The sequence below is a fragment of the Gilliamella sp. ESL0443 genome, from assembly GCF_019469165.1.
In the GTDB taxonomy this organism is placed as follows: Bacteria; Pseudomonadota; Gammaproteobacteria; order Enterobacterales; family Orbaceae; genus Gilliamella; species Gilliamella apicola_E.
Genome location: NZ_CP048263.1, coordinates 603859 through 617084, shown reverse-complemented (window position 1 = coordinate 617084; position 13226 = coordinate 603859). Strand labels below are relative to the sequence as shown.

The window sequence follows — 13226 nt, the reverse complement described above, 5'->3', positions numbered from 1 at the left end:
TTGTTTTTTTGAGCGTACAATAAAAATCATCCACAAATAGAGGTAACGTTATGTTATATAATAACAAATCTACGCAATCCCATCACGATAATCACGACCATTGTCATGGAGATTGTCATAATATTGCACATAATCATACGCATGATTCTCATAACGAAAATCCAACAGTATCTTGTGATGGACATAATCATGGGCATAATCATGGACATGAGATTGAAGATCCTCCCGAAGAGCCTGAGCGGAGTTGCCAAGGTGTTAAATTAACTTGGAAAATTCAAGGTATGGATTGCGCACATTGCGCAAGTAAAATCGAAAACGGTGTTAAGACACTGCCCAATATTAATCAAACCAAAATTATTTTTTCAACCGAAAAGTTAATCGTTTTTGTTCCAAAGCATGATGATGCGGTAATAAAGATGATTGAAGATAAAGTCGTAGAATTGGGTTATACCCCGATTTTTGAGGCATCAGCTAACCAATCCCATCACCACGAACATTCACATAATTTTGATAAAAAAGCATTTATTCCGTTAGCCGTTTTAGGTACTTTAATTGTAGTAAGTTATCTTATTTTGTTGGTGAATCATACAGCTGGCGAATATGCCTTTATTGTGACTGCTATTGTTGGAATTATCCCCATTTTGAAGGAGGCAATTGTTTTAACCCGTAGTGGCACTCCATTTGCAATTGAGTCGTTAATGAGTATATCCGCTCTTGGTGCGCTGTTTATTGGAGCAGCGGAAGAAGCTACCATGGTGATCTTTTTATTTATGATCGGTGAGATGCTCGAGGGCTTTGCAACGAGTAAGGCGAAAAAAGGAATTTCGTCACTAGTAGAATTGATGCCTGATGAAACGGTGATTATTATTGATGGTAAAAGAAAAACAGTTGCCAGCCATACGTTAAAACCTAATGATATTATTGAAATTTCATCTGGTGGACGTTTACCTGCTGATGTTATTTTGGTTAGCGAACAAGCCAGCATTGATGAGAGCGCATTAACAGGTGAGTCGATTCCAGTTAATTATTTAAGTGGTGATAAAATTTTAGCTGGGTCATTAGTGGTGGATAATACCATTCAACTCAAGGTGATTTCGGAATCAGGACAAAATGCCGTTGATCGGATTTTGCAATTGATTGAGGATGCCGAAGATCGTAAAGCGCCTATTGAGCGTTTTATCGATAAGTTTAGTCGTTATTATACGCCTGCAATTACGCTATTTGCGTTTTTGGTGGTGGTAATTCCACCATTGTTGACGGGTGCCGATTGGTATACTTGGATTTATCGAGGATTGACGTTGTTGTTAATTGGTTGTCCTTGTGCATTAGTGATATCTACACCCGCTGTTATTACCTCGGCTTTGTCAACCGCAGCCAAACATGGGGTGTTGATTAAGGGCGGTGCAGCACTTGAGCATATTGGCTCAATTAAGATGGTGGCGTTTGATAAGACAGGCACCTTAACTGAAGGTAAGCCACAGGTAACTGATGTCATTAATCTTCATTGTTCTAGCGAGGAGTTGTTAGCGATTGTTGCCTCGATTGAAAGTGGATCACACCATCCTTTAGCTAAGGCTTTAGTTGATTATGTTAAGCAAAAACAGATCTATTTTGAAGAAGCCCAAAATCGTAAGGCGATTGCTGGCGTTGGGATTCAAGGTGAATTAGATCAGCAAATTTATTTTATTGTATCTCCTAATAAGATTGAAACCGTATCAACGGCTATAAGTGCTAAAGATGCTGAAACAATCACTCAACTCGAAAATGGTGGTAAGACCGTTGTGGTGGTTACAACTAGCCAGCAGTTGTTGGGGATTATTGCTTTGCAAGATGTGCTACGAAGTGATGCTTTAGCTGCTATAACTGAGCTTAAGCAACTTGGTTTGCAAACATTGATGTTAACCGGCGACAATCAACGTGCAGCAAAAGCAATTGCAGGACAATTAGGCATAGATTATCGTGCTGAGTTGTTGCCAGCAGATAAGTTAGCAGAAATCGAAAAAATAGGCCAACATACGTCTATTGCGATGATTGGTGATGGAATTAATGATTCCCCTGCTATGAAGGCTGCAACTGTCGGTATTGCTATGGGTAGTGGTACGGATGTTGCACTTGAAACAGCCGATGCCGCTTTAACCAAAAATAGTTTATTAAGCTTACCTAAATTAATACGTTTAACTCGCTTCGCTAATCGTAATATCAAACAAAATATTACAATTGCCTTAGGAATTAAGTTGGTATTTTTAATTACTAGTTTATTTGGTATTACTGGGCTTTGGCTTGCAGTATTAGCCGATTCGGGTACCACAGCGATTGTTACAGCCAATGCTTTAAGATTGCTTAAGGTTAAAAAATAAGGGTTACAAAAGGCAATTTGTATTATTACGTTGGTATAAAAATAAGTTTAGCGACGTAAAAATCCATTATTGCCTTATTTTTATACATTCTCGTCTGTACGAAATAAACCAGCGATTCAACCCAATCTAACTTGAATTATTTAGAGATAATCTCCAACATGATAGAACAACTTTCATCATATGTTTTTTATTTGTGGTCTATAGTTATATAACAAAGCGTAGAACTTATAGTTTAAATAACCAAACTAGGAAAAGTTACGGTATTTTATAATATCTTTTCAAACACTTAGCAAATATTTTAAAAGCCACAAAGACAATGAAAGGTTTGCATAAACGTTAGATGAATTTTTCAATTGCTTATTTAACTTATAAAAATATTAAATAATTGCGAAATATAATTTCATTTGATATAGTTTCAAATGAAATTATATTGAAAAGGTAATATTATGGCAATCCCTATTGCAACGGTTGAACAACTGATTGAAAAATTTAAATCTCGTGGAATGTCTTCAAATTATGATGAGATATTTTTAAGTCGTTTATTGCAGTTTAGCACTGAAGTACTTTTAGAAAACCTAAATCAAGCCTACCGACAATACCAGCTGGACGATAAATTATTTGCTGTTTTATTAGTAATAAACGCCTTTCACCCTGAAGGAGTCAAACCGTCTCAACTCAGTGAATTAACCCATTTTTCTCGGGTGCAAGTGACACGATGTGTAGAAACATTGGTAAAAAATGAATTAGTTATACGACAAGCTGATCCGCATGATCGCCGCTCACACTGTTTAATTTTAAGCAACAAAGGGATCAATTTTTTTAAAAATGAAATCCCCCCTATAGAAAAAAAGGTTGTGCAAGCCTGGCAAATTATCAGCCAAGAAGAGCGTCAACAATTGCGTTCAATCTTATTAAAACTTTTAAAACACCTTGGGCAGTAAACTAAACGAGAATATCGATGACAAAAAAACGACTTATCCCGCTATTATTGTTAATAATAATTCTAATCAGCGGTGCAATTTGGTTTATTAATAAAAGCCCTTCTTCATTAGTTTTATATGGTAATGTTGATATCCGCACCGTAAACAGTAGCTTTCGTGTGTCAGGGCGTCTGATGCAATTGAATTATGAAGAAGGTGATCATATTAAACAAGGCGATCTATTAGCCAAACTCGATGTTAAACCTTATCAAAATGCCTTTAATCAAGCTAAAGCCAATTTAATGGTTAAGCAAGCGCAACTTGATTTAATGATAAATGGTTATCGCAAAGAAGAAGTAGCTCAAGCAGCTGCACAAGTTTTACAGAATCAAGCAAGTTATGATTATGCAGAAAATAATTACCAACGCATGGTCAAATTGATGAAATCATTATCAATTTCTAAAGATCAACTTGAAAACAGTTTAACTTTGCGTAATCAAGCTAACGCTAATTTACAAACAGCAAAACAAAAATTTGATCAACTCACTAATGGTTACCGAAAAGAAGAAATTGAAGCTGCACAAGCCACCTTGCAAGCGGCTCAAGCCGAGTTAGACCAAGCGGAACTTAATTTATTGGATACCGAACTTTATGCACCAACCGATGGCACCATTTTAACTCGGGCAGTAGAATCAGGCACAATGTTAACCGCAGGATCCCCGATTTATGCTATATCTATAGATAGACCTGTCTGGGTACGTGCTTATATTGACGAGATCAATCTACATCAAGCCATTCCGGGTAGAACTGTCTATGTTTATACCGATTCACAGCCAGATAAAACTTATATTGGACAGATTGGTTTTGTATCGCCCACGGCCGAATTTACACCTAAAACCGTCGAAACGCCTGTATTACGTACAGATTTAGTTTACCGCTTACGTATTCAAATACGTCAAACTGGCGAAGGTCAAGCAGATGATATGTTGCGCCAAGGTATGCCGGTAACAATAAAATTTGCCCAATAACGAGTGAATCTATGCAAAACCGTCAACAAATAGTACTCGATAAGGTGACAAAACAGTTTGAGCATAAAGATTATCAAGTCACTACTGCACTAAAACCTTTATCAACCACAATTTCTGCCCATGGTGTAACAGGTTTAGTTGGTCCGGACGGTGCCGGTAAAACAACGTTATTACGAATGCTAGCAGGGTTGCTTACACCAAGTTCAGGTCAAATTAAAGTTGCGCAATATAATCCGATTGATGATCGTGATCAATTGCGAGCAATGCTGGGTTATATGCCACAAAAATTTGGGCTGTACGAAGATTTGACCGTTATTGAAAATCTTAATCTATTTGCTGATCTGCGCCATATCAAAAAAGATGAGCGTCAACAAATGTTTGACAAATTACTAAAATTTACTGATTTGGCAAGATTTACCCAGCGACTGGCGGGGAAGTTATCGGGTGGAATGAAGCAAAAACTAGGATTAGCATGTACTTTGATCGGTGATCCACAAATTTTATTACTTGATGAGCCCGGAGTTGGAGTAGATCCTATTTCACGACAGGAACTTTGGCATATGGTTCATCAATTAGCGAACGAAGGAATGTTAATTATCTGGAGCACCTCTTATCTTGATGAAGCCGAACAGTGTGAAACAATTTTACTTATGAATCAGGGAGAATTGCTTTTTCAAGGTGCACCACAATGTTTGACTCAACGTGTTAAAGATCGGGTTTATCTACTTTCTTCGCCAATTTCACATCGTCAGTTATTGCGAGCGGCATTAAAACTACCACAAATTAGTGACGGTGTGATTGAAGGTGATCGTATTCGTTTGATACTCAAACCTAATGAGTCTATTGATCAAGTTATAGCAAACCTTAAAATAGCTAATATTAGCTATCAACCCACCGCAGGGCGTTTTGAAGATGCTTTTATTGATCGTTTGGGCGGCATATCTAATAAAGAATCAATATTAACTAAAATTATGCCGAATGTTGCCGGTTTGCCTAATGATATTGTCATTGAAGCAAAGGATTTGACCCGCACTTTTGGTGATTTCATTGCAACTGATCATGTCAATTTTACTATTAAGCGTGGTGAAATTTTTGGCTTATTAGGTCCCAATGGTGCCGGCAAATCCACTACATTTAAAATGATGTGCGGTTTATTACCGATTAGTAGTGGGCAGGCATTAGTATTGGGATTTGACCTCAAAAAAAGTGCTACTCAAGTGCGAGAGCGCATTGGCTATATGGCTCAACGGTTTTCTTTATACGACAAATTAACCGTACGGCAAAATTTAAACTTCTTTTCGGGCATCTATGGCTTAATGGGCAGCGAACAAACACAGCGCATTAATGAGATGATAACGGCATTTAGCTTTGAGCCAATTTTAGACCAAACCCCGCAATCACTTCCCTTAGGATTTAAACAGCGATTAGCATTAGCTTGCGCTTTAATGCATAAGCCCGATATTGTGTTTCTCGATGAGCCAACATCAGGCGTCGACCCTATCACTCGCCGTGAATTTTGGATCCATATTAACAGTTTAGTCGAAAAAGGTGTTACGGTTATGGTCACCACACACTTTATGGATGAAGCGGAATATTGTGATCGTATTGCATTAATTAATGGCGGTAAGTTAATTGCTTTAGGCTCGCCTAACCAACTTAAGCAATCGGTCGCAAGCAATGCCACTATGGAGCAAGCTTTCATTAAATTGGTGAACGATGCTAACTTGAGGGCGCCAAAATGAGTTTTTCACTCTGCCGAACAGTAACACTTTGTAAAAAAGAGATGAAACAGATTATCCGTGACCCCAGCAGCTGGATTATGGCAATCATCATTCCATTGATATTACTGTTTTTATTTGGTTATGGCATTAGTTTGGACGCCAATAAAATGCGTATTGGCGTGCTGGTTGAGCAAACTAGCCAACCTGCCCATGATTTCGTTCAGGTATTAAATGGCTCCCCTTATATTGAACCCATATTTTCGGATAATCGTTCGCAATTGTCGGCGAAATTAAATGCCGGGCAAATTCGAGGCATACTGATTATTCCGGTTAATTTTGCTCAACAAGCACAAAATCGACAAGCAACAATTCAATTAATTACCGACGGCAGTGAACCGAATACCGCTAATTTTGTACAAGGTTATCTAACCGGCATTTGGCAAATTTGGTTACAGCAACAAAGTCAACAGCAATTAATTAACCGTAAACCAATGATTGATATCAATTCCCATGTCTGGTTTAACTCAGCTGCGATTAGCAAGAATTTTATTTTACCCGGTGCAATAACCATAATTATGACTATTATTGGATCAATCTTGACTTCGTTAGTCGTTGCTCGTGAATGGGAACGTGGCACGATGGAAGCATTGCTATCAACACCGATGACCAAGTTGGAGTTTTTATTATCTAAACTGATCCCTTATTATTTCATTGGTTTACTTGCTTTAATTATCTGTTTTCTGGTAACAGTTGGTATTATGCATGTGCCTTTCAGAGGATCATTTTGGCTATTATTAATACTAAGCAGCCTATATTTATGGGTTATTTTGCAACTGGGATTGTTAATATCTACCGTTACTCGAAATCAATTTAACGCAGCGATGATAGCATTAAATGTTGCATTTTTACCCGCGGTCATGCTTTCAGGTTTTGTATTTGAGATTAATAGTATGCCAGCTATCATCCAAATTATTACTTATATCATTCCTGCACGTTACTACGTCAACATCTTACAAACACTATTTTTAGATGGCGATATTTTTTCAGTAATGTTGATTAATGTTGGATTTTTACTGATGTGTCTGTTGCTGTTATTTGTGGTGATCTTCAAAAAAACTCAGATGCAATTAGATTGAGGTTACAGGAATAAAGACCATGCTAAGATTTATCAACAATATGACTTTCTACCGAACTGTAACATTAATTAAAAAGGAGCTAGCCCTACTTTGGCAAGACAAGCAAACTCGCACTATTCTAATTATACCGGTCCTTTTGCAAATTTTTATTTTTCCATTTGCAGCGACGTTGAATGTTAATAATGCAACGATTGCAATTTATCGACCAACGGTAGATCAACCCACCACCGAGTTAATTGATCGGCTAGCTAATGCCAGTAGTTTTTCTAAAGTGATTATATTAGATTCGAAGCAAGCAGTAACCGACATCATTAATCATCAAAAAGCCTTAGTAGTTGTGCAATTACCTGTTGATTTTTCGCGTAAATTACTTAGTGGGCAATCGCCACAAATCCAAATTATTTTAGACGGACGTAAATCAAATAGTGCGCAAATCGCTGCCAACTATATTCAGCAAATTATTATGCAATATCAACAACAAAATAATGCGCAAGATAATACCGGATTAATAGTCCGTCACCGTTATAACAGTAATTTAGACTATAAAAATTTCATCTTACCGTCGCTGGTTGCCTTAATTACGACGATAGGTGTGATGATTGTCACCTCACTATCGGTGGCACGTGAGCGAGAACAAGGCACACTTGACCAATTACGTATTTCCCCCTTAATGACTTGGCAAATTTTTATAGGTAAAGCGATCCCTGCAATTATCGTTGCCACATTACAAGGTACTATGGTGTTAACCGCCAGTGTTTTGATCTATCACATCCCTTTTCAAGGCTCACTGTCCTACTACTATTTATGTATGATAACTTACGGATTATCTTTGGTTGGATTTGGATTATTTATTTCAGCGCTTTGCTCAACGCAACAACAAGCTTTTATTGGCATTATTACCTTTATGGTGCCTGCGATTTTACTCTCAGGTTTTATTGCACCAATTGAGAACATGCCACAATGTTTACAGTATTTAACTGAAATAAACCCGGTTCGTCACTTTATCGAATTGACTAAACAGATTTATTTAAAAGATGCCAGTTTTACAATCATCTGGCAAAGTTTATGGAAGCTATATGCAATCACCCTCTCATTAGGGGGAATTGCATATTATCTTTTTAAAAAGTATGTGTAGAATTAATCGGTATTGAGTCGTAAGGTGTTTAAATCAATTTAGTGCAGGTCTCCCTGTAGAAACAGGCAGAGCCAGTTACTCATCACTGCGTAATGAGATTTCACCACCAATATATGCGTTCGTTTTGCCATTTTGTTCTAAGAGTAACGCACCCTGTTCATTGATGCCTTTGGCTACGCCACGGATCACTTCGTCACCAATTAATAATTTAACAGGACGCCCTACAAAATTGTCGAGCCGTTGCCAATCGTTAAGAAACGGTGTTAGTCCATGTTGTTCGAAGTCTCGAAGTTTTACTTTTAGATTTTTCGCGACTTTTGCTACTAATAAATTGCGATCAACTTTACCTAAATTAGCCCACTTTTGGTTGACGATAGTTGTATCGGGATTATTCATCATTAGGTTGACTCCAACACCAATAACAACATGTGCACAGTCTCCCGTTTTGCCTGCAAGTTCAACTAATATGCCTGCAAGTTTTTGGTCATTAAGATAGAGGTCATTTGGCCATTTTACTTTAATATCTTGCCCTGAGATTTCTCTTAACGTATCGGCTATCACAACACCAACGACTAAGCTTAGCCCCATGGCTGCTGCGATGCCCTGTTCAAGTCGCCAATACATTGAGAAATAGAGATTACTGCCAAATGGTGCAAACCATTGTCGCCCTCGCCTGCCTCGCGCTTTTGATTGAAACTCGGCAACACAGCTGTCGCCAGTTTGTAATTTCTCAATATTATCTAATAAATATTGGTTGGTTGATTCAATGATAGGCAGTACTTCCACATGACTATCAGCACCATAGTCATTGTCGATTTTGACTCTATCAAGTAGATCTATTGGTGATGCTAAGCAGTAACCTTTACCTTGCACGGATGATAAGGTAATCCCCCATTCCCGTAGCACTTTGATATATTTGTTGATGCCAGCTCGCGTTATTCCAAATTGGTTGGCAAGTTCTTCACCAGAGTGAAACTGCCCATCAGCTAATATATTGATTAATTTCAATGGATTTTGGTTACTGCGCATTAAACCCTCACTTTTTGAGTGATAATAAAACAATAAAGTAAAGCGAAATTATAGCAAAACTAATAAATAAATAGGTATTGTTAAATGTGTCCATTATAAAGGCAATTACCGCTGGCGCAACAAGGCTACCAAGTGTATTGGTTAATAACATAGCTTGATTCATTGATACAATTTCTTGTTTGCGAACACATGAGCAAGCCCACGCCATTGAGATTGGGTAGATAGTGTAAATGGTCGCACCAAGTAAAATGATGGCTAATACGCCATAGAGGTTAAATATCAGTAAACAACAAGCTATCATCATTAAGATTGATTCAACCAACAAAACAATACGACGACCAAACCTATCTGCGCACCAGTTGGCAGGCATTTGCGCGATTACCCCAGAAAGTATTAGTAAAACCATCCAATTTGCGACTTGGTTATCTGTATAACCTAGATGCGAGTAGTATGCTGGCATTAGAGAGTATAGCGATCCAATTAACATACCAGCAATCGCACAACCAATTAAACCAACTCGAGAAGGTTTATACAATATCATGGGGATGATGTTGAAACTGCTTTTTTTCTTTTTAGGTAATTTGTAATGGGTTAGTAATATAAATAAGATGGCTAACCCCATTAGCACTGCTATTACTAGGCCAAAATAGAGTACGTTTTGCGGAAAGTATTGGAGCAATGCTTGCCCTGAAACAGTACCTAAGTAGTAGGTGGTTAGATAAACTGCCAGCATTTTTCCGCGAGTACGAACAGTACCCGTAACTAAGATACAGCTTTCAATGACCACCCAAGTAACTGCACAGGCTATTCCAATAAAAAATCGCCATATCGCCCAACTATAGAAATCCATTGAAAAGCTTAATCCAATAGTTGCAATCGCAAAGATAATACAACTATAGGTGTAAGTGAATCTGGCGTTAAATCGGCTAATAAACCAATTTGCCATAATCGTTCCCACTAAGTTACCTGTAAAGTAGCTTGAGCCGACTAAACCTATTTGTCCTAGTGAAAAATGTTCACGCACTAGCCAAAGTGGCACTTGGGTATTAAGTGCCGATAAGGCGATGGTTACAAATAATAAACTTGTTAATAAAATAGGAAATGAATACGAATGTTTCATAATTTTGTTGTATATAAGCTGTTTTATTGTCTAATAAACGTTATTTACGTTATAGAAATTTATCCACGTCAATCTCACCAGTTGCGCCCATAAATCGAATTTCAGGCGAGAGGTGCACCGAGAACTTTTGTAATACTGCATTTATGATATAACGCGCTAACGCAACGACATCTTGCGCTGTCGCATTATCTTTATTGACTAATACAAGAGCTTGTTGTTGATGCACTGCTGCACCACCAATTTGATAGCCTTTTAGACCACACTGATCAATTAACCAGCCGGCAGCTAATTTTATTTGATCATTTGATTGTGGATATATTGGCATTGTTGGATATTTTTCAAGTAGTTTATCAGCAAATTTTTTGTCTACTACTGGGTTTTTAAAAAAGCTTCCACCATTTCCTAATACATTAGGATCAGGCAGTTTGCTACGACGGATTTCGCACACTTTGTCGAAGATCATTTTTGGGGTGACACTTTCTGGATCAAAATTCCTTAATTCACCATAAGTTAACACCGGGCTCCATTGTTTTGGTAATGTGATGCCAACATATACAACCGCATAACCATTAGCATATTTTTGTTTGAAGATGCTTTCACGATAGCCATATTGGCCGTCAGTTACGCGAATAATTTTACCCGTTGCAAATTCAAGTAATTCGACATAATCGGCTACTTTTTGAAATTCAATGCCATAAGCGCCAATATTTTGAATTGGTGCAGATCCCACACATCCTGGTATTAGAGCTAAGTTTTCAAGGCCGGGAATGTTTTGATTAATGGTGTTAGCAACTAGATCATGCCAATATTCACCCGCACCCACTTTTAAATGCCAGTGTGTTGGGGTTTCGGTTATCGTTAATCCTTTAATTCGATTAACAATGATTGTACCAGCAAAATTTTCAGTAAATAGTGTATTACTACCTTGTCCAATAATCATAATTGGTTGACTATCGGTATTAGTTTTCCAAACTTGCATTAGCTGTTCCACAGTTTCTACTGTTTCTACTTGGTTGGCATATACATCTAAAGCAAATGTGTTAGGAATTTTTTGGTTCATTAATAACTACCTTTTATTAGAAATACTTTTAAATTCAATTAAATTAGTTTTATTCGGCATTTTTTATACCTTTTATTATTTAAAAGTATTTAATCAATGCCTTTATCTATTTTGATAAAGCAATTTATTCTATTGTGTCGATTGTTTATTTATTTGCTATATTATCACAACGCAAAACGATCTTTTATGCATTAAAATTTTTTTTAATGATCTTAACTATTTTTAGGTTGATATAAGTGTCAAAAGATTAGACAAATAGTCTACAAATTGGACACTTTCCCTTTTTTGTTTTTTTTTATCATGTATTATAGCTACCCAAACGATCTTTTTTATAAATTTAGTTAAAATCTATTTTACTCAACCTTGTGGTAGACGTTATTATTAATGAAATTTAAAAAATAAGTTATCGATCACGGTTTTATATAACTTTATGTTTTAAGATTGTTACAATATTTAGTGGTAGTTGTGATTTAGAGGAAATTATGAAAAGAGTTTTTATTATGATCCTCGATTCCTTTGGGATCGGCGGTGCTGAAGATGCAAAAAAATATGGTGATGAAGGTTCTGATACCTTAGGCCATATTGCCGAAGCTTGTGCTTCAGGTAATGCAGATCATGGTCGTCAAGGCCCATTAAAATTACCTAATTTAGGAAAGTTAGGTTTGATAGAAGCCGCTTATGAATCAACTGGTTCATACCCTAAAGGAATGGCTACCGAAGGTGAAGTTATAGGTGCTTATGGCTTTGCCAGTGAGATTTCGTCGGGTAAAGATACGCCTTCAGGTCACTGGGAAATCGCGGGTGTTCCTGTTCTGTTTGATTGGGGCTATTTTACCAATACTACCAATAGTTTTCCTAAAGAATTATTAGATAATATTGTTAAACGTGCTAACTTGCCGGGTTATCTTGGTGATTGTCATTCATCAGGTACAGTGATTCTTGATGAGCTTGGGCTTGAGCATATGGCTTCTGGTAAACCTATTTTTTATACCTCTGCTGATTCTGTTTTTCAAATTGCCTGCCATGAAGAGACTTTCGGTCTTGATAAACTTTATGAGGTTTGTGAGATAGCTCGTGATGAGCTTAATAAAGGCGATTATAATATCGGTCGCGTTATTGCTCGTCCATTTTTAGGTAATAAGCCAGGTGAATTTGTGCGTACTGGTAATCGTCATGATTTAGCCGTTGAACCACCAGCTCCGACAATGATTAAAAAGCTAGTTGAAGAAAAACAAGGTACTGTTGTATCAATTGGTAAAATTGCCGATATTTATGCCGAAGTGGGTATCACTAAGAAAGTTAAAGCTACAGGTATTGAGGCTTTATTCAATGCTACGCTAGAAGAAATCAAACAAGCGAAAGATAACACGATTGTGTTTACCAATTTCGTTGATTTTGACTCATCTTATGGTCATCGACGTGATGTTGCAGGCTACGCTGCGGCTTTAGAATATTTTGACCGCCGTTTACCTGAGATGTTAGCCCTTATTGAACCAGGCGATCTTTTAATTATTAGTGCCGATCATGGTTGTGATCCAACATGGCCTGGTACGGATCATACTCGTGAGCATATTCCAGTTTTAGTTTATGGTGATAGTGTTCCAGCTGGATCATTAGGTCATCGTGAAACATTTGCTGATATTGGACAAAGTGTTGCTGATTATTTTGATTTGTCACCAATGGATTATGGCAAGTCATTTATTCGTAAATAGCAATTGTT

At 37.3% G+C, this 13226-nt stretch carries 10 protein-coding genes; 7 read left to right on the top strand and 3 right to left on the bottom strand.

Going from position 1 to position 13226, the window contains the following annotated elements; genetic code table 11:
• The first annotated feature begins 50 nt into the window (after positions 1-50).
• The 6 genes from GYM76_RS02830 to GYM76_RS02805 all read left to right on the top strand — a co-directional run bounded on the left by GYM76_RS02830 (position 51) and on the right by GYM76_RS02805 (position 8297).
• The gene (locus GYM76_RS02830) at positions 51-2357 is read left to right on the top strand and encodes a zinc/cadmium/mercury/lead-transporting ATPase (protein WP_220225814.1); all 2307 of its coding nucleotides are present in this window, start codon (positions 51-53) and stop codon (positions 2355-2357) included.
• A gap of 446 nt (positions 2358-2803) precedes the next feature.
• Complete coding sequence (locus GYM76_RS02825; protein ID WP_220225813.1) at positions 2804-3298, top strand: MarR family transcriptional regulator; 495 nt, start codon at positions 2804-2806, stop codon at positions 3296-3298.
• Positions 3299-3315: 17 nt separating this feature from the next.
• Positions 3316-4305 (top strand): secretion protein HlyD, encoded by a 990-nt coding sequence (gene hlyD / locus GYM76_RS02820; RefSeq protein WP_220225812.1) that lies wholly within the window; start codon positions 3316-3318, stop codon positions 4303-4305.
• Between the two features lie 11 nt (positions 4306-4316).
• Positions 4317-6047, top strand: a complete 1731-nt coding sequence (locus GYM76_RS02815) for an ATP-binding cassette domain-containing protein (RefSeq protein WP_220225811.1) — start codon at positions 4317-4319, stop codon at positions 6045-6047.
• Complete coding sequence (locus GYM76_RS02810; protein WP_220225810.1) at positions 6044-7162, top strand: ABC transporter permease; 1119 nt, start codon at positions 6044-6046, stop codon at positions 7160-7162. The genes GYM76_RS02815 and GYM76_RS02810 overlap by 4 nt, the downstream gene beginning before the upstream one ends.
• Positions 7163-7181: 19 nt before the next feature.
• Positions 7182-8297, top strand: a complete 1116-nt coding sequence (locus GYM76_RS02805; protein ID WP_220225809.1) for an ABC transporter permease — start codon at positions 7182-7184, stop codon at positions 8295-8297.
• A 75-nt stretch (positions 8298-8372) separates the two neighbouring features.
• Here GYM76_RS02805 and birA read toward each other — a convergent pair whose 3' ends face one another.
• From birA to murB, 3 genes are read right to left on the bottom strand one after another with little or no spacing between them, the layout of a single operon-like run.
• On the bottom strand, positions 8373-9326 hold the full coding sequence (gene birA, locus GYM76_RS02800; RefSeq protein ID WP_220225808.1) for a bifunctional biotin--[acetyl-CoA-carboxylase] ligase/biotin operon repressor BirA: 954 nt from the start codon (positions 9324-9326) through the stop codon (positions 8373-8375).
• A 7-nt stretch (positions 9327-9333) separates the two neighbouring features.
• Positions 9334-10446, bottom strand: a complete 1113-nt coding sequence (locus tag GYM76_RS02795) for an MFS transporter (protein ID WP_220225807.1) — start codon at positions 10444-10446, stop codon at positions 9334-9336.
• A gap of 49 nt (positions 10447-10495) precedes the next feature.
• Positions 10496-11506, bottom strand: coding sequence for a UDP-N-acetylmuramate dehydrogenase (murB, locus tag GYM76_RS02790; RefSeq protein ID WP_220225806.1), 1011 nt, complete (start codon positions 11504-11506; stop codon positions 10496-10498).
• A 482-nt stretch (positions 11507-11988) separates the two neighbouring features.
• On the opposite strand from murB, the gene GYM76_RS02785 reads away from it, so the two are divergent.
• Positions 11989-13218: a phosphopentomutase gene (locus GYM76_RS02785; RefSeq protein ID WP_065563162.1), complete on the top strand. Its 1230-nt coding sequence runs from the start codon at positions 11989-11991 to the stop codon at positions 13216-13218.
• Positions 13219-13226 lie beyond the last annotated feature (8 nt).